Raw genomic sequence first — 17,644 nt, 5'->3', positions numbered from 1 at the left:
CCGAACTGCTCGCCCGTGCCCGCCATGCTATCACCCCCGCTCACTCCACCGAAAGAAGATTGTGTAAAGATAGGGAAAATGCACCAGGTGAGTGCACGTGTCGATGAACTCAAACCTGGGAAGTCGGTCGGAGGTCAGACCCCTTTGCCGGGATGCTTGTCGGCAAACTCCACTGCCTTGGTCAGCGCGACGTCGGTGACGCCTTTCTTGCGACGGTGCCGGATGTAGAGATACAGGATGAATCCCAGGAGACCGACGGTTGCAAGCGTCACGAACAACTCGACATACGGCTCGACCTTCGCGACGGCCTTGTCGAAGTCGCCGAGGGTCTTTCCGAGCCACCAGCCGAGGAAGATGAAAATGCCGCCGCTGACGAGCGCGGCCAGACCGTCAACGATAAGGAACTTGACGAAATTGTACTTGATCGCCCCCGCGGCAACGCACATGACACCGCGAACGCCGGAAATCAACCTGCCGATCGCGACCACCCAGACACCCCAGCGCTCGAAGAGGTGTTCGGCCTTGAGAATGCGTTCCTTGGTGAAATGCTTGCCGACAAGCTTGATGCGGGTGATGTTCAGCCCGTAGCGCCGCCCGAACCAGTACAGAATGCAGTCGCCGGCGATGATGCCACACCACGCGAGCACGCAGGTGAGCGCCCATCCCATGCGACCGGTGCCGATGAAATAACCGGCCGCCATGATGGGGATCTCTTCCGGCAGCGGGAATCCGAGGCCGCAAAGAAACAACAGCCCGAAGACCATCCACGGCCCGCCATAGGCGACCCAGTCTTCGACCTTGTCCGCGTTGATGATGCGTGCTGCGAGCGCGACGCCCTGGCCGGCATTGATCTGAAGCGCCGCCATGACATCCAGTGCGGTCGTGGCGAGCATTTGAGAACAGGCCAATAGCGTCATTCGAGAGTCCGAAGGTGAACAAGGTCCGGGCACCACGCGCAACCGGCAGGATGCGATTATGGGGAATGGGAACGAGGTCGCAAATCAGTAAAGTGCATGAGATCGGCGTCATGTGACGGACGGTGAATGTGTGTCGCACTTTAGACCTGCGAACTGAGGCTGGGTCCTGACCAGTGCCGCGTCCGCCGAGCCGATGGCATCGATGACGACCCTATGGCGTCGCAATCGGCACCGCCGTCGTGGTCCCGGGTTCTGCCGGTCATGTGGCTATGACCTTCGAGCCACGCCGGAACACTGTCCTGAATGCGGCACTGATCGCAAGATTCAGAACGGTGGGTGATGCAAGCCGCGGCCGTCTGGATCGCCGGTTGCCGGACGCAATATTGGATGCCGACTGACGTTCGGGTTTCGGCGAGGTAACGGTTGACGTATTGGTGAGTTCTCATGTGATGGGGTTTGAGACCGAACAGCGGACGGGAGCGAGCATGGAGAGGATCAGCCGACGGAAACTCTTGAAGGACTCGGCGGTCGTGGGCGGGGCGACATGGCTCAGCGGCGCAGACGTTTCTACCGCCATTGCAGACGCTTCTCCCGCCGCGGCGACCGGTGCGCAAAACTTCGCCTCGCAGTGGCATCGCGCCCCGGATCGCGTTTGGCTCGGAGCCGATATGTGGGCCAATCCGCAGCAGGATTGGCGCCTCAACAATGGCCGGGCCGAGTGCGTCAACGCCGCCCCGGACCGTAACGTTCACCTGCTCACTCACCAGTTGACCGATAGCCCAGGCGAAGTATCGATGTCCGTTCGTGTCGGTCGAGTGGGCGGCATGCTTTCGGGGAAGGGATCGGTCGGCTTCCGAATCGGCATTCGACACGCGCTTGGCGACTACCGCAGCAACCTCTTTGCCGCCGGCCAGGGCCTGAACGCGGGACTTACGGCGGAAGGCGGCCTGTTCATCGGCCCGCTGCGAGAGGCCAAGGCAGGAACCGTCAAACTCGACGGCGTGACCGAAATCGAGCTGCGACTGAAGATCGTCCCCGCCGCTGGCGGAGCCTATGACCTCTCGCTGTCGGTGACGACCGCCGCTGGTGAAATCGGCAGCGTCTCGCGCAAGGCAGTGCCCGGCGCGCAGCTCGCCGGCAATCTGGCGATCGTCGCGAACTTCGGCGCAGCCGGCCCCCGCCCTCGCCAGCAACAGGCGAACGCCGATCAACCCAACTTCGGCAACGGATCGTTCTGGTTTGCCGACTGGAAGCTCACCGGACCAAAACTGCAGAATCGACCGGACCAGACCTTCGGCCCCATCCTCTGGACGACCTACACCCTGCACGAGCGGTCGCTGAAACTGACGGCCCAGATGCCGGCAATCGGTTCTGACGACACCCAGACGGTACGGCTTGAGATCAAGGGGAAGTCCGGCCAGTGGGAGAAGATCGCAGATTCGAAGATCGAAGCCGACGCCCGCCTGGCGTTGTTTCGTGTCGAAAAGTGGGACGCGAGCAGAGACATCCCCTACCGTGTCGCTTACGACCTGAAATGGAAGGACGGAAAGACGGAGCCCCACGTCTGGGAGGGCACCATCCGAAAAGACCCCGTCGATCAGCCGGTCGTCACCGTCGCCGACATCTCCTGCAACGGCCACGCGGCGTTCCCCAATGCGGCGTACACCGCGAACGTGGCCAAGCTCAACCCCGACATCATCGCATTCGTCGGGGATCAGTTTTACGAGGCGAATGGCGGCTACGGCATTCAGCGCAAGCCGGTCGAGTCGGCGATGCTCGACTACCTCCGCAAGTGGTCGATGCACGGGTGGACATGGCGCGAGCTGACCCGCGACCGGCCAAGCATCTCCATCCCGGATGACCACGACGTCTACCAGGGCAACATCTGGGGCGAAGGCGGCGCACCGCGCGTCAGCACGCAGGAAGCCGGCGGCTACGACATGGACCCGCGCTGGGTCAACATGGTCCACCGCACCCACACCGCCCACCACCCCGACCCCGCCGACCCTACGCCGGCAAAACAGGGCATTTCGCAGTACTTCGGCGGCTGGACCTACGGTCGCATCAGTTTCGCGATCCTCGCCGACCGCATGTACAAGTCTGCGCCCGAAGGCAAGGTCCCCCCGACCGGAGGCCGCGGCGACCATGTGACCGATCCCAACTTCGACCCGAAGGTCGCGAACCTGCCCGGCCTGAGCCTTCTTGGTGAAAGCCAGACGAAGTTCCTGCGCGACTGGGCCCAGGACTTTCGCGGCGCCGACCTCAAGGCCGTCATCTCCCAGACGATCTTCACCGCGATGGCGACAACGCACGGCGGCAACCGCGAGGTGCTCCGCGCCGACTACGACGCCAACGGCTGGCCCCAGAACCCCCGCAACGAAGCGCTGCGCGAAATCCGCAAGTGCTTCGCCCTGCACATCGCCGGCGATCAGCACCTGCCGGCAGTCGTTCAGTACGGCATCGATTCGCACGACGATGCCGGTGTCGCGTTCGCCGGACCGGCGGTCAACGTCACCTACCCGCGCTGGTGGGAGCCCGGCAAACGCGGTGCGAACGCGAAGGACGGCTCGGCCGAGTTCACCGGCCAGTACGCCGACGCCTTCGGGAACCCGCTCACGGTGATCGCCTACGTCAACGGCAAGGTTCAACCGCGAACGCCCGTCCTCGAGAACATGGCCGACAAAGCCTCCGGCCTGGGCATCGTTCGCTTCGACAAGCCCGCCCGCACGGCGTCGATCGAATGCTGGCCCTTCGACGCCGACGTTTCCAAAGACCCTCAGTTCCCCGGCTGGCCGGTGAAAGTTCCGCTTCAGCAGAACTACGGCCGCAAGGTGACCGGCAGGCTGCCGGCGATCAATATGAAGGGGAACATCCAGCCGGTCATCCAGGTCCTGAAGGAAACGGACAATTCGCGTGAGTTGGTCTACGCCCTTCGGCCCGCGGCTGGTAAGTTCGAGCCGTTCGTCTTCGAGGAAGGAACGTACACCGTTCGCGTCGGCAATCCCGACCTGGACCAATGGCGCGAGTTCAAGAACCTGTCGCCTGTCGCCGCCGGTGAGTCGAACTCCATTGATGTAGAGGCGTAGCAGCGTACAGCACGATCCGCATTTCGAGAGTCCAATGTTGAAACACCATCTTCCTTTCCTGATCGCCTGCATCTGCGGCCTGCTTCCCATCGCAGCCCGCGCCGCCGAAGCGCCGGCGAAACCGAACATCCTGTTCATCATGACGGACGATCACGCCGTCCAGGCGCTGAGCTGCTACGGCAGCAATCGCAACAAGACCCCGAACATGGATCGCATCGCCAAAGAAGGCGTGCGGTTCGACCGGTTCTTCGTCACCAACAGCATCTGCACGCCCAGCCGCGCCGTAATGTTGACCGGCAAGTACAGCCATCTGAACGGCGTCCCGGTGTTCAACAGCATTGATCCCGCATCACCCAACGTTGCCAAGTACCTGCAGAAGGCCGGCTATCACACCGGCGTGATCGGCAAGTGGCACCTCGGCACCGATCCCACCGGCTTTGACGACTGGATCGTGCTGCCCGGCCAGGGCGCGTACTACGACCCTCAATTCCTGACGCCCACCGGGCCGCGACAGATCAAGGGCTACGTCACCGAGATCACCACCGACCTCACCATCGCGTTCCTCGAGAAACGGCCAAGGGACAAGCCCTTCTTCCTGATGAGCCATCAGAAGGCGCCGCACCGCGCCTGGGAGCCGAGCCAGAAGTACAAGGAAGAGTTCTCGAAAAAGACCTTCGCGGAGCCGGAAACGCTCTACGACGACTACAAGACCCGCACCGACGCGATCAAGGAAAACCGCCAGCGCGTCTTCGACGACCTCACCCGGCGCGATCTCAAGCTCAAGCCGCCCGAGGGTCTGAAGGGCCCTGAGCTGGCCCAGTGGATGAATGTCAAGCCTAAGGAGGTCGAAATTGAGATCGACGGCACCAAGAAGACCCTTTCCGGCGATGAACTGAACAAGTGGAAGTATCAGCGCTACATGCAGGACTACTTCGCCTGCGTGCAGTCGGTGGACGACAGCGTCGGACAGATCCTCGATTACCTCGACAAGAACGATCTGGCCAAGAACACGATCGTTGTTTACACGTCGGATCAGGGCTTTTACCTCGGCGAGAAGGGGATGTACGACAAGCGATTCATGTACGAAGAATCGTTCCGAACCCCGCTGCTGGTACGCTGGCCCGGCGTGGCCAAAGCCGGCACCGTGCAGTCGGCGATCGCCGGCAACATCGACTTCGCACCCACCTTCCTGAGCGCCGCCAGCACCGCCGTGCCCGACGACATGCAGGGCCACAGCCTCATTCCGCTCCTTAAGGGCGAGGTGCCCAAGGACTGGCGGACGAGCTTCTACTACCGCTACTACCACGATCCCGGCGACCACAACACCGCCCGCCACTACGGCGTGCGAACCGTCGACCACAAGCTGATCTACTTCTGGAAGAAGGATCAGTGGGAAATGTACGACCTCAATAAGGACCCCAACGAACTGAACAACGTCTACAACGATCCCGCCTACGCCACCACGCAGGCCGCACTCAAGGAAGAGCTCTACCGCCTGAAGAAGGAACTCAAGGACGACGACCAGTTCGCCGACGAGCTGCCGCAGGAGAATCGTCGTCCGGCAACGCAGCCGGGAACGACACGGCCGGCAAGGCCCAACGCGAAGAACAAACAGCCGGGAAAGTAGCTTTCCGGACGAACACGGGTTGCGACGCTTGTCACCGGAGCCATGATGCGTATCCCTCTACTTCCAGGCTGCCTCTTTGTTCTACTGTGGGCTGGGCGCGCCTTGGCGGCCGAGGCGGCGCGTCCCAACTTTCTCTTCATCTACACCGACGATCAGCGGTACGACGCGATGAGCGTGGTACAGAAGGAACTCGGCGAAGCCGGGCGGTTTCCCTGGCTGAATACGCCTAACCACGACCGGCTCGCCGCCGGCGGCATCCGCTTCCGCAACGCGTTCGTGGTGAACTCGCTGTGCTCGCCGAGCCGGGCCAACTTCCTCACCGGCCGCTACAGCCATCTCAACGGCGTGGCGAACAACCACACGCCTTTCCCGGTGGACAGCGTCACCTGGAGCACCGAGCTCCGCAAAGCCGGCTACATCACCGGCTACTTCGGCAAGTGGCACATGGGCCCGCAGTCCGGCCAGCGCCCGGGGTTCGACTTCTCGGCAAGCTTCGTTGGCCAGGGCAAGTACTTCGATTGTCCGATCGAAGTCAACGGAAAGAGCACGCCGAGCCAGGGCTGGGTGGACGACGTCACGACGGACTACGCGTCGACCTTCATCCGGGAAAACATGGCCCGGCCGTTCGCGGCGGTGATCGGTTTCAAGTCGTCGCACGGCCCCTGGCAGCCCCCCGGGCGGCGCAAGGATGACCTGGCCGGCGCGGTGGCAAAGCCGCCGCAGAACGCCAACGCCAAGCCGCCCTACCTTCAGAATTCCACCGAACCCGCCGCCCCCGGCGACTCCGACGACGCCGCCGCACCGAAGAAGAACGCCGCACGGAAGCAGGGCAATGCCGGTGCGGTCTCCGGCGATCGTTCGGCGATGCAGCAGAACTACTTCCGCACGCTGCTCGGCGTCGATGACAACCTCGGTAAACTCCTCGACCTTCTCGACGAACTCAAGCTCACCGACAACACCGTCGTCGTTTACTCCAGCGACAACGGCTACTACCTCGGCGATCACGGGCTCGGCGACAAGCGCAGCGCCTACGATGAAAGCCTGCGGATTCCCTTCATCGTCCGCTATCCGAAGCTGGCCAAAGCGGGCACCACGCGGGACGAGATGGTCATCAACATCGACCTCGCCCCGACTTTTCTGGATCTGGCCGGCGTGCCGATTCCGCCACAAATGCAGGGCCGCAGCCTCAGGCCCCTGCTCGCCGGCGAGATGACCCCCGACTGGCGGAAGGCCTGGTTCTACGAGTACTTCTACGAGCGCGGCTACAGCATTCCCACGATCTTGGCTGTCCGTACCGACACGCACAAGATCATCAAGTACCCCGGCCACGACGACTGGACCGAACTGTTCGACCTCAAGGCCGACCCGTACGAAAGAAGAACCTCTACAACGACCCCGCCTCGGCCGACCTGCGCAAGCAGATGGAAGGCGAGTTCGAGAAGCAGTCGAAGGCGGTCGATTTCAAGATTCCGGACTACGCCGACGATCCGAAGAAGGAAGCGGCTGCTCCCGCGGCACCCAAGGCCGCTCCCGGGGTTGAGGCCGGATCCGCCGCGCCCAACCGTTACGTGCTGAACTTCAGCTTCGCCGCCGCCAACCAGCCCGAAGGCTTCACGCGCGTCGCCGACGTCTCGACGCTCGCCAACCACGGCACCGCCAAAGGGCTCACCGTCGTGGACGGCCGCGACGGAAAGAAGGCTGCCCGGTTCGACGGCAGCGCTTCAATCGACATTCCGAAGTCGCCGTCGCTGAATCCCGCCAACAGCGGTTGGAGCGTCCAGATCGTCTGCAAGCCTGAGAAAGACAACGGCGTCCTGTTCGCATCGGGTGGCCCGTCGAACGGTTATTCGCTGCTGCTTCAGGACGGGAAACCGACCTTCGTTGTCGCCGCCGGCGGCAAGCCCAGCCGAGCCCAGGCCGACAAGCCGATCGTCGGGGAATGGCATCGCGTTCTCGCGGCGATTCGAGGCGACGGGCAGATCGCGATCTACGTCGACGGCCAGAAGGTCGCGTCGGCCCCTCTCTCCTCTTTGATTGCCAAAGAGCCCAACGACAACCTGCAGGTCGGAACCGACGCCCGCTCAGCCGTCACCGACAAACCCGCACCCACCGGCTATGTCGGCCTGATGGAATCAGTCGAGGTCTTCAGCGGGACGCTCGTGCCGAAGAACTAATTCTGGATGCGTTTGTCCTTTACTTCCCGCCCGCCCTCGCTGATAGTTTCCGCCTCGCCAGGAAACTTGGTTGCCGAGGGCAATTTGAAGCGATTTCTGACTCTCATCGGACTCGAACTCACGCCCCACCACCACCGGGAAAAGCTCATCTCCGGACTCGGCGGATTTGCCGGCATCGCAGTCGTCATGGCAACCACGGCGATGCTCGTTGACCACTCGGCCGTCATGCCTGTCGTGGCGTCGCTGGGCGCGTCGGCGGTTCTCCTGTTCGCCGCACCGCACGGGCCTTTGTCGCAGCCTTGGGCACTGGTCATGGGCCACCTGCTGTCGGCGGTGATCGGCGTCACCTGTGCCCGCCAGATCGACAACGCTCCCGTCGCCGGCGCCGCCTCCGTCGGCCTCGCGATCACCGCGATGTACTACGCCCGCTGTATCCATCCCCCCGGCGGTGCGACGGCCCTGACGGCAGTTCTGGGCGGCGAGAGCCTGCGACGGCTCGGCTACAGCTACGTGCTGATTCCGGTCGCACTCAACGTCGGGCTCATCCTCCTGGTCGCGGTGCTTTTCAACTGGCTGTTCACCTGGCGGCGATACCCCGCCGCACTTGCCGCCCACAAGCCGGAGCAAAGTGTCGTGCAGCGCGAGGACTGGGCTCACGCGCTTCGCGAAATCGGTTCGCTCGCCGACGTCAGTGAAGACGACTTGGCCGAGCTTCACCACCTCGCCGTCCAACACGCCAGGCACCGACACCTGTCGCGACGCGACGGTCGCACGCAATCGCGCCCGACACCCTCGGCGCTCACCCGCTGATCGATACAGCTGAACCGCACGGGCCCTGGCAGGCCTACCTGCTGATCGTGATCCGCCGGGCGCTTTCTCCAGTCGGCTCGATCCGAACTTCGATCCGCTCGCTCGGCAGCAGTTCCGCCACCCGGCTCGGCCACTCGACGACCACCACGCCGCCCTGCTCCAGCAGTTCGCTGAAGCCGATCGCCTCAAAGTCGTCCGCCCCGCCGACGCGATACGCGTCGAGGTGGAACACCGCCAGCCGCATCGCGTCGGCGGATTCCGGCGACTGTGCGTAAATGTGCAGCAGCACGTAGGTCGGACTGCTGACGCGCAGCGGATCGCCGCCGAGGCCGCGCACCAATCCGCGAACGAACTGTGTCTTGCCCGCGCCGAGATCGCCGTGCAGCGCGATCACCTCCCCGCCGACAAGCGTCGCCGCCAGAGCCGCGGCAATCTGCTCGGTCTGCTCGACGCTCGAGGATTCGTGGGTTTCAGTCAGCAAGAGGTTCACCTTGGGTGGCATGGGCTAGCGGGTACGCTCGCCCATGCCACCCGGAACTACTCCGTCACATCGATGTCCTCGGCGGCCACCGGCGCGTCCTTGTCGTAGTCGAAGCTGCCGATGAACTGCAGGTACGCGTTCCGCGAGACGCCGGTCACCTTCGGGTTATAGTCGAAGTCGAACATCACCACGGCGAACTGCGACGTCTTCACGCCCGCCTTGGCGGCTGCGGCCGCGGCTTCGTCGATGAACGACATTGAATACGAGTGAAACGCCAGCAGCTCATGGGTCGGCCGGGGCTTGGGCTCTTCGTCGTTGAGCTCGACCAGGTCGTGGCTGTAGTAGCCGAAGCCGAAATCCGCCGCGAACTGATCGATCGGCGCATCCTCGTCTTCGTGGTTCTCGTCGAAGTAGTCTTTCGGCACCTTCTTCAGCGGCGCGATGCCCACCCAGATGGAGACACGCCCTTCTTCGCCAAAGTGTGGGGGACCGTCGCGTGTGATCTTCTTTCGATTCTTCATGAGGCCTGCTTACGAGAGTTGAAAGCCACAGAGACACAGAGGCACAGAGAGTCGTCTCAATTTCGATGCCTCAGCACCTGCATCGAGCCTGAACGCTGAATCAGATCGTGGACCAGATACCTCTCCGTGCCTCCGTGTCTCTGTGGCTCTTTTCCCTGGGTTACAACAATTCATCCAATTCTCCGACCAGCCGGTCGAACACCGCCATCGCACTGTTCACCGCGTCGGGCTTCTCCATATCGACGCCCGCCCCGCGCAGCAGGTCGAGCGGGTCTTTCGAGCAGCCGCCTTTCAGGAAGCCGAGGTAGTCGTTCAGTTCCTTCGCGCCGCCCGTGGTCACGCGTTCGCTCAGCGCGATCGCCGCGCTCAGCCCCGTCGCGTACTTGTAGACGTAGAAAGCACGGTAGAAGTGCGGAATCCGCAGGCACTCCAGCTCCAGCTCCTTGTCGATGACAAAGTCTTCGCCGAAATACAGGTCCAGCAGCTTGCGGTATTCGCTCCGCAGCTTGTCCACCGTCAGCGGCTCACCCGCTTCGACGATCGCGTGGATCACCTTCTCGAACTCCGCGAACATCGTCTGCCGCACCAGCGTCGCGCGGATGCCGTCGATCTGACGGTTGATCAGGTATGCCTTCTCCTGCTTCGTTTTCGCCTTGGCCATCAGGTGCCGGGCGAGCAACTGCTCGTTGAACGTGCTGGCCACCTCGGCGACGAAGATTGTGTAGTTGTAGTACTGGAACGGCTGGTTCCGCGCCGAGTACCAGCTGTGCATGCTGTGCCCCGCCTCGTGTGCCAGCGTGAACACATGATCCAGCACCGTCGGCTGGTAGTTCATCATGATGTACGGCAGCCCGTCGAACGTGCCGTAACTGAACGCTCCGCTCTGCTTGCCCTGGTTGGGGTAGCGGTCGCTCCAGCGGGCCGCCGACAGCCCGTCGTTGAGCGTCTTGCAATACTCCGTGCCCAACGGCTCGAGCGACTCGATTACCGCCTTGGTCGCCTGCTCCCACGAATACTTCTTGTCCAGGTCCGACAGGATCGGCACATACGTGTCGTACTGGTGGATGTCCTTGATCTTCATCTTCTTGCGACGAAGCTCCAGGTACCGGTGCACCGCCGGCAGGTTGGCGTGAACGCTGTCGATCAGGTTGGTGTAGACGCTGGTCGGCATCCTGTCGGGAAAGAGCGCCGCCTCCAGCGCCGACGGGTGATTGCGCACCTTGGCGTAGTAGACGTCGCGCTGCACCGACCCGTTCAGGCTCGCCGCGATTGTGTTCTTGTGGGCGTCGAACTGCGCGTAATACGTATGGAATGCTTCCTTCCGCACCGCCCGGCTCGGCGAATGCAGGAACGCCGAGAACGAGCTGTGCGACAGCTCGACCTTCTGCCCCTTCTCATTCTTGATCGCCGGCCACTTCAGGTCGGCGTCATTGAGCTGTCGGAAAATCTGGTTGGCCGCGTCCGACATCTGCCCCTGCATCGCGAGCAGTTGCTCTTCCTTGTCGCCGAGCGTGTGCGGGCGGTACCGAACGACCCGGTCCAGCGCCAGCTTCCAGTCGGCCAGGGAAGGGTCGGCAAGGAACGCCTTCATCTTCTTGTCGGGGATCGCCAGCAGTTCCGGCCGAATGAAGCTTGCCAACTCGCCGGCCCTGGTCGAGACGTGCTGGTATCGCCCCTTCATCCGCTGGTAGTCGCTGTTGCCCTGGTCCTCGGCGGTCTTCAGGAACGCATAGACGCCCAGCCGTTCGCCCATGCGATCGATGGCGGCGTCAAACTTCAGACAAGCGGCGACCATCTCGGCCGACTCCTTCAGCTTGCCGCGGAACTTCTCGAACCCGGCGATCTGCTTTTCCCACTCGCCAAACGCCTTCTCCCAGTCGGCGTCGCTCTTAAAGAGCGAATCGAGATTCCAGGTGTCGGCGGTTTTGACTTTGGCACGCGGCGGCAGGGATTGGGTTTTGGCCATAGAGGGGCACCGTTTTACAGGAGAACCCACGCCAGGTGTAGCCGGGGCGGTCGGTGGCGAGCGGGTGAAGATGGAAGATGGAGGATAGACAACTGAGGATGGAGCATCGCGGAACGGTCCCCTCCTCCGGCGTACACCGGCGGACCGGGCAGCATGCGGTTCCGGTGGACCTCGCTCCTTTCAGGATTGCCGAACGAACCCAAGGCGACGGCATGCCACGCCGCCGAACGAACCCGAGATGTACACGCGCAAGGGCACGTGACACGCTCCGCTTCGCGTCGCGGCTAACCGATCCGGAGACGCTGCGCCGCAATCGAGTGGTTAGCCGCGACCCGCAGCGGAGCGCGTCACCTGGCGTAAAGCTCACACCGATCCGGTGCATCAAATACCGAAGATCTAAAGTCGCATGTACCCGCGCCAGCGGCCCGAAAATGCCAGATTGCCGAACGAACCCAAGCCGACCGCCTCGCCGCGCCGCCAAACGAACCCGAGATCGCACTGCCAAGCGACCCCATCAGTGACACGGGCTTCCAGCCCGTGCGTGATGCACGATGCTTCTGACAGCCGTTCGAAGCGTACATCTTCCACCTCCCTCTGCCAAACGAACCCGAGATCGCCAAACGAACCCGAGAAACTTGACTGCCGGCCCGCTGTGCGTGACACGGCTTTCCAAGCACAACTGTCCGGCAATTTACCAATTCCAGCGTGAGCCATGACCTGGCACATCCTCATTTCACCAGAGTCGCTCGGCTTTGCTTGCGATCGCGGCTGATGGCGCGCATGCGGCGGCGTCACCCTCAGATCAGGGTGTGCGGGAACGTCGTGGCTTCAGGCCAGCTTCTTGCGTGCCCGCAGCCGGGCCTGACGCGCTCGTTCCAGCGAACGCTCTCGCTCGCGTTTGGCGATCACCGCCATCGCCTCCTGGATCGACATCTGGCCCCGGGCCACGCGGCCCAGCGCCGCCAGGGCGTAGACGCTGACGCGGTAGCCGCTCTGCACGTACATCATCAGCACGGCGATCACCGCGATGTACAGCTGCGTGGTGATCCCATTGCGGCTGGTGCTCAGCAGGTGGTCCATTCCCGCCCAGGTCTTGAGCCACTTGAAAAACAGCTCGATCTGCCAGCGCAGCCGGTAAACGGCGCCGACGACGTGAGCCCCGACCGTCGCCGCGGGAAGATTGGTCAGCAGCCGCAGTGCCTGGGATTCGCCCGATCGGTCGGTGCTCTCGATGGTGATGCAGCGGAACAGGCCCGCCGGCGCGTCGCGGCCGGGAAGTCTCACCACTTCCTCGGCGATCACGCCCGCCTCGACGTCCGCCGCCGACGGCGGCAGGGTCTGGACCACCGTCATCGCCGGTTGGTTGGATTTGATACGAACGACAAAGTCGCTGCCCTTGTCCAGGACGGCGCCGAGGAAGCCGAACTCGACGAAGTTGCGGTCCACGACGTACAGCACGCCGGGCAGGAGGTCGGCGGCGAAGGCCGCGGCCTCCGAATGCCCGTCGTCGCCGCTGACGGTCAGCACGCGGGGAATCCAGTTGCCGGCGTCGAGCTGGACGTTGGCGCGGACCTGTCCCTGCACGCCGCCGTCGCGGTTCTTTTGGCGCATCGCCCAGGCCACATCGCACAGCGTGGTCATGTAAGTGCCGTCGGCGGCGATGATCTGCCGGGTGATCCCTTCGAGGCCGTCGGCGTCGCCGAGATTCGGGACACGTTGCTGCAGGTCGTCGATCAGCGGCACGAGCAGCTGAGGGTCGAACGCTGCAAGAGCGTCGGCGGTGGTCGAGCGTGCCAGCTTGTCGAGTCGCAGATCGCCCTGGAAGTCGCCGCAGTCTTCGATGCGTCGCAGCGATCGGGCCATGGGATCGAAGAACGACAGGAGCAGGCCTTTGACCAACTGGTCGCGGCCGAGGATGGTGTTGCCGTGAGCCGGCAGCGCCGCCAGACGATGGAGATGTTCGTCGAGGAGATTCCCGGAGCGGCGCACGGCCAGACGTCGGTCCGACGGCGTCGGTTGCTGCTGCGAGGATGAACGACGGACCGCCACGGGCGCGAACTATGCCACGCGGCATCAGAAAGCGCAAGAGCGAAATCTTGCGAATGTCACGGCGTCGAAATGCCGGACAGTTGTGCTTTCCAAGCCGTGCAAGGTGCGTCACACGCCAGCAGGCCTTCATCTTCAATCACCTTTTCAGCCGAACGAACCCGAGGCTCGAATTCGGGTAGCGGGTCCAGCAGGTGAACCGTATGAGTGCCCCGGTCCTGTGAACAACCGTCGGAGAAAAGGCTTGCATGACAAAGCATGTATGTTAGTATAGTGTACGGTTCTTGGTTGTCCAGAGATTTCGCTGAAGCGCTGGATACTTCCACCGGAACTGCGCCCGGGAACGCCGAGCTGGAGCACGGCGTTCCCGAGGCGTGACTTGCGGTCAACATCACGGTAGCAATGATTAATCCGCTCGTAAGCCAACTTCGCTTGTGCCGGACCGAGCGGGCGCGTTCTCGTCCGTTGCGAAGCGAGCTCTTGTCAGATGTGTAGGTAGCGGCAATCGAACGGCCTGACGTAATCCGGCGACATGATGACGCATTTCCTATTCCCGGCTCACCCTCTGAGACCGGCTACGGTCGACGAAATGTTCGCCGATCAACTGTTGGCGGTCCGCCAATCGGGGTACTCGGCATCTTTCTGTCCGGATTCTGTAATCCAGGAAGGCAAGCCGCTTCGCAACATGCCGGCCGGCGCGACGGTCGTCTACCGTGGCTGGATGTTGAATGCGACGGAGTACGATCGGCTTGCTGCGGCGATCGGTGCCGCTACCGCGACTCCGCTGACGTCGCCTGACAAGTACCTCGCGACGCACCACCTCCCCAACTGGTATCCACTGATTGCGGAGTTCACGCCCGAGACTTTTGTGATTCCCTTGACCGCTGACTTCGAGACCGAACTTCGTTCGCTCGGATGGGACGAGTTCTTCATCAAGGATTACGTCAAGTCATTAAAGACCTCGCGCGGTTCCATCGTGAAAGATCCATCGGAGATCGGATCCGTCGTCGCGGAGATGGAGCGGTTCAGGGGCATGATCGAGGGCGGGCTTTGCGTCCGTCGTGTGGAATCGTTCATTGCCGAGTCTGAGCGGCGTTACTTTGTGCTGAACGGCAGGCCATTCTCACCCGATGGTCAACCCGCGCCCGACTTGATTCATCAGGTGGCCTCGCGAATCTCGTCTCCTTACTTCTCGGTTGACGTCATCCGTCGCGACGATGGCGTGCTGCGCGTGGTCGAGGTCGGGGACGGCCAAGTCTCCGATTTAGTAGGATGGACGGCTTCCGCGTTTGCCGCTATCTGGGCGGCGGTCTGACCAAGCGTATGACATGCTCAGACGTTCGAGCGTTGGCATGGCACTCAATGCTACCCGCCATTACGGTAGTGCCATTGCGATGCGGCCATTGCACGAACTCATCAACCGAGACGATCCCGCTTTCCCGCTTGTACGAGAGTGGGTTAAGGCGGCCGTCCGTCCCGTGGATGTCCTGCCGCCATCACACACACGGGATGATGCACTGTTTCAGACCCAAGTGACGACACGCTCTGCCATGGGGGCAGTCGTCTACGAAACCGGCGGAATCGTCGTGGACGGCGGCTGGCTTCGCATCCTGGGTTCCGGCAACGCGGAAGTGACTCGAACGCTGCCGGCGTGGAATGCCGGGCGAAGTGACGGTTTTTTCCTCGTCGCCGACGACGCCGTCGGCGGATTCTTTGCTATCAATGGCGGCGCGTTGGGGGATGACCGAAAAAATCTGTATTACTTCGCCCCGGATTCGCTTGAATGGGAGCCTACCGAGATGGGCTACTCCGAGTTTCTCCAGTGGGCATTTTCTGGGAAGCTTGACCAATTCTATGAGTGGATTCGCTGGCCCGGCTGGGACGCCGACGTGCGCACGCTGCACGGGGATCGCTGCTACGCGTTCTACCCGTTCCTCTTCACAAAAGAAGGTGCGGGAGGCTGCGGCCAGCGCATGGAAGTTCCGATCGAGGAGGCTTGGGGACTACAAATGGATCTTCGGAACCAGCTTGGGTCGCCGGGCCAGGACCGCTGATTCGCCCTTGTACGCCGTGGTCTGGTTGAGGCACTCCTCGACGCAAATTGACGACCCGGGATTTACGGCTTTCCGTGCTCGGACGCACCTAGCACGGCTTAGGAAAGCCGTGTCACGGACGCCTTTTGCAGACGCGGATGGCGCATCCGCCGGCGGCCGATCGATTATGATCACCGCATTGGCCAGGCGGATTAACGCCACTGGCCGCCACGTCTCTAACTCTGCAGGATGCCCATGACTCCATCCAACCGGAACGTACTCGTTGTGAATGTAGCGTACTGGGTGGTGGCCGCCCTGCTTCATCCGCTGGCGAGCCTTCTGCCGTCAGAATCGGGGCAGACGCCCAGGATTTTCTCGCTGCTGATACCGCTGGTCTTTATCGGGCTCGCGTCGGGGTCAACGTACATGATCGCGCGAGCCATGCGGCAGCCGAAGGGACAGTAGCTCGCCATCCAGATGTGACGGGCGATCCGTTTGCGTGCAGCCCTGCAGATCGGTAAGCCATTGGGAATGAACCCACCGCTCCGATCGATCGGCATGGCCGCGTTGTTGGCCTGGGTGTTCGTCGTGCCCTGTCCGGTCGCGGCGGATACGGCTTCCCCACAGGAAACAATCCCCACCCTGGCCCTCCGGCGGGATACCGGCGGAGGGATTGGGATCACGCCTTGACCTCAATCCCGCGCATCGTGCCCGTGCTGGTGGCGAAGCGGTCGATTTCGAGTCCCAGTTGCTGGAGCATCGACACGTAGAGGTTGGGCAGCGGGTGGTTCTTTTTGGTGTCGAACGCCACGTGTCCGCCATGGCGGAAACCGCCGCCGACGAGGATCGCGGGGAGGTTGATGTTGGAGTGGGAATTGGCGCTGCCCATGCAGGTGCCGTAGAGCACCATCGTGCGGTCGAGCATGGTCTGCTCGCCTTCCTTCGTCGCGTCGAGCCCTTTGAGCAGGTCGGCCAGGGCGTGGAACTGCATGGTCTCGATCGTCTTCAATTCGGTCAGCGTTTCCGGACGGTTGCCGTGGTGCGTCAGCGAGTGGGTTTCGTGGGTGACGCCGGCGATGTCGCTGGCGTTGCCGATGGTGTTGATGAAGACGGTCACCAGCCGGGTGCTGTCGGTTTCGAGCGCCAGGCGGATGACGTCGTACATCAGCTTGTGCGATGCCGTCATCTGCCGGCCGTCCACGTCCTTGGGCTCGGGCACGGCTACGCTCGGTTTCGGCTTCTTCTCCCACTCTTCGGACTTCACCATGTTCTTCTCTAGGTCGCGGACGCTGGTGAAGTACTGGTCGAGGCGGTCTTTGTCTTTCGGGCCCAGATCCTTCTCGATTCGCTTGGCACTGTCGTTGACGAAATCGAGCACGCTGCGGCCGGTGCGGAGATCGGTCAGGCGGGCGTCGATCTCTTTGGCGGTGCCCTGGACGAACATCTGCCGGTAGAGCGCGGCGGGGCTGCGCTCGCTGGGGATCATCACGCCGCCGCGGGTGTAAGAGAGGCTTCCGCGTTCGTTGCCGATGCGGGTGGCGAGGGTCGGGAAGCGGGTGGCCGGGCCGATCTGTTCGGCGGCAAGCTGGTCGAGAGAGACGGTATTTCGAAACGCCCCGCTGCCGGGGTGCGGGGCGGCGGTGAGGAACGATGCCTCGGCGGCGTGGCCGCCATCCACGCCGGGGTGCGATACGCCGCTGAAGACGCTCATGCGGTCGCGGTAGCCGTCGAGCACCTTGAGGTATTCCGAGGGTTTGTAGTCCTTGCCGGTGCCTTCGGGGAAGAAGAACTGCGGCAGGATGCCCATGTTGGTCTGGATGGCGATCATCCGCCGGGGCCGGGCGGCGGCCTCGACGGCTTTGGCCCGGGCCAGGGCGGGGATCATCGCATCCAGCAGCGGAAGCGAGAGCGCAACGCCGGTGCCGCGGAGGAAGGTGCGACGCGAGAGGGAACGGCCGGCCATGGGGGACTCCTGGGAACGCC

Annotated in this window: 14 protein-coding genes; 8 read left to right on the top strand and 6 right to left on the bottom strand. The window is 62.9% G+C overall.

All coding sequences use genetic code 11. From position 1 onward, the window contains the following. Window positions 1-134 precede the first annotated feature (134 nt). Complete coding sequence (locus IPV69_RS20530; protein ID WP_206291592.1) at window positions 135-893, bottom strand: DedA family protein; 759 nt, start codon at window positions 891-893, stop codon at window positions 135-137. 509 nt (window positions 894-1,402) lie between these two features. Between IPV69_RS20530 and IPV69_RS20525 the strand changes: the two genes are divergently transcribed. From IPV69_RS20525 to IPV69_RS20505, 5 genes are all read left to right on the top strand, one after another. Beyond that, window positions 1,403-4,003 carry an alkaline phosphatase D family protein gene (locus IPV69_RS20525; RefSeq protein WP_206291591.1) on the top strand — a complete coding sequence of 867 codons (2,601 nt, stop codon included), beginning with the start codon at window positions 1,403-1,405 and terminating at the stop codon, window positions 4,001-4,003. Between the two features lie 34 nt (window positions 4,004-4,037). Further along, window positions 4,038-5,630: a sulfatase family protein gene (locus IPV69_RS20520; RefSeq protein ID WP_206291590.1), complete on the top strand. Its 1,593-nt coding sequence runs from the start codon at window positions 4,038-4,040 to the stop codon at window positions 5,628-5,630. Between the two features lie 45 nt (window positions 5,631-5,675). Further along, the gene (locus tag IPV69_RS20515; RefSeq protein WP_206291589.1) at window positions 5,676-7,205 is read left to right on the top strand and encodes a sulfatase-like hydrolase/transferase; all 1,530 of its coding nucleotides are present in this window, start codon (window positions 5,676-5,678) and stop codon (window positions 7,203-7,205) included. Next, entirely contained in the window at window positions 7,199-7,804 is a 606-nt protein-coding gene (locus tag IPV69_RS20510; RefSeq protein WP_206291588.1) for a laminin G domain-containing protein, read from the top strand. Before IPV69_RS20515 ends, IPV69_RS20510 begins: the two co-directional genes overlap by 7 nt. Window positions 7,805-7,888: 84 nt before the next feature. Continuing rightward, complete coding sequence (locus IPV69_RS20505; RefSeq protein ID WP_206291587.1) at window positions 7,889-8,614, top strand: HPP family protein; 726 nt, start codon at window positions 7,889-7,891, stop codon at window positions 8,612-8,614. Window positions 8,615-8,648: 34 nt separating this feature from the next. Here the strand turns inward: IPV69_RS20505 and tsaE are convergent, their stop codons facing one another. The 4 genes from tsaE to IPV69_RS20485 form a co-directional block, all read right to left on the bottom strand. Then, window positions 8,649-9,116, bottom strand: a complete 468-nt coding sequence (gene tsaE, locus IPV69_RS20500; RefSeq protein WP_206291586.1) for a tRNA (adenosine(37)-N6)-threonylcarbamoyltransferase complex ATPase subunit type 1 TsaE — start codon at window positions 9,114-9,116, stop codon at window positions 8,649-8,651. A gap of 35 nt (window positions 9,117-9,151) precedes the next feature. Next, on the bottom strand, window positions 9,152-9,616 hold the full coding sequence (locus IPV69_RS20495; protein ID WP_206291585.1) for an immunity 22 family protein: 465 nt from the start codon (window positions 9,614-9,616) through the stop codon (window positions 9,152-9,154). Between the two features lie 160 nt (window positions 9,617-9,776). Further along, on the bottom strand, window positions 9,777-11,582 hold the full coding sequence (gene pepF / locus IPV69_RS20490; protein ID WP_206291584.1) for an oligoendopeptidase F: 1,806 nt from the start codon (window positions 11,580-11,582) through the stop codon (window positions 9,777-9,779). Between the two features lie 828 nt (window positions 11,583-12,410). Further along, entirely contained in the window at window positions 12,411-13,571 is a 1,161-nt protein-coding gene (locus IPV69_RS20485; protein ID WP_206290457.1) for an IS4 family transposase, read from the bottom strand. Between the two features lie 646 nt (window positions 13,572-14,217). Here IPV69_RS20485 and IPV69_RS20480 point away from each other — a divergent pair. The 3 genes from IPV69_RS20480 to IPV69_RS20470 all read left to right on the top strand — a co-directional run bounded on the left by IPV69_RS20480 (window position 14,218) and on the right by IPV69_RS20470 (window position 16,126). Next, window positions 14,218-14,943 (top strand): ATP-grasp domain-containing protein, encoded by a 726-nt coding sequence (locus IPV69_RS20480; protein ID WP_206291583.1) that lies wholly within the window; start codon window positions 14,218-14,220, stop codon window positions 14,941-14,943. A gap of 37 nt (window positions 14,944-14,980) precedes the next feature. Beyond that, window positions 14,981-15,682 (top strand): DUF2625 domain-containing protein, encoded by a 702-nt coding sequence (locus IPV69_RS20475; protein WP_206291582.1) that lies wholly within the window; start codon window positions 14,981-14,983, stop codon window positions 15,680-15,682. Between the two features lie 234 nt (window positions 15,683-15,916). Then, window positions 15,917-16,126 (top strand): hypothetical protein, encoded by a 210-nt coding sequence (locus tag IPV69_RS20470; protein ID WP_206291581.1) that lies wholly within the window; start codon window positions 15,917-15,919, stop codon window positions 16,124-16,126. Between the two features lie 214 nt (window positions 16,127-16,340). Here IPV69_RS20470 and IPV69_RS20465 read toward each other — a convergent pair whose 3' ends face one another. Beyond that, entirely contained in the window at window positions 16,341-17,624 is a 1,284-nt protein-coding gene (locus IPV69_RS20465; RefSeq protein ID WP_206291580.1) for a DUF1552 domain-containing protein, read from the bottom strand. Window positions 17,625-17,644: the final 20 nt, after the last annotated feature.

It is taken from the genome of Humisphaera borealis (genome assembly GCF_015169395.1).
Lineage (GTDB): Bacteria > Planctomycetota > Phycisphaerae > Tepidisphaerales > Tepidisphaeraceae > Humisphaera > Humisphaera borealis.
Note: the sequence above shows the minus strand (reverse complement) of the source record. Positions and strands in the feature narration are given on the sequence as shown.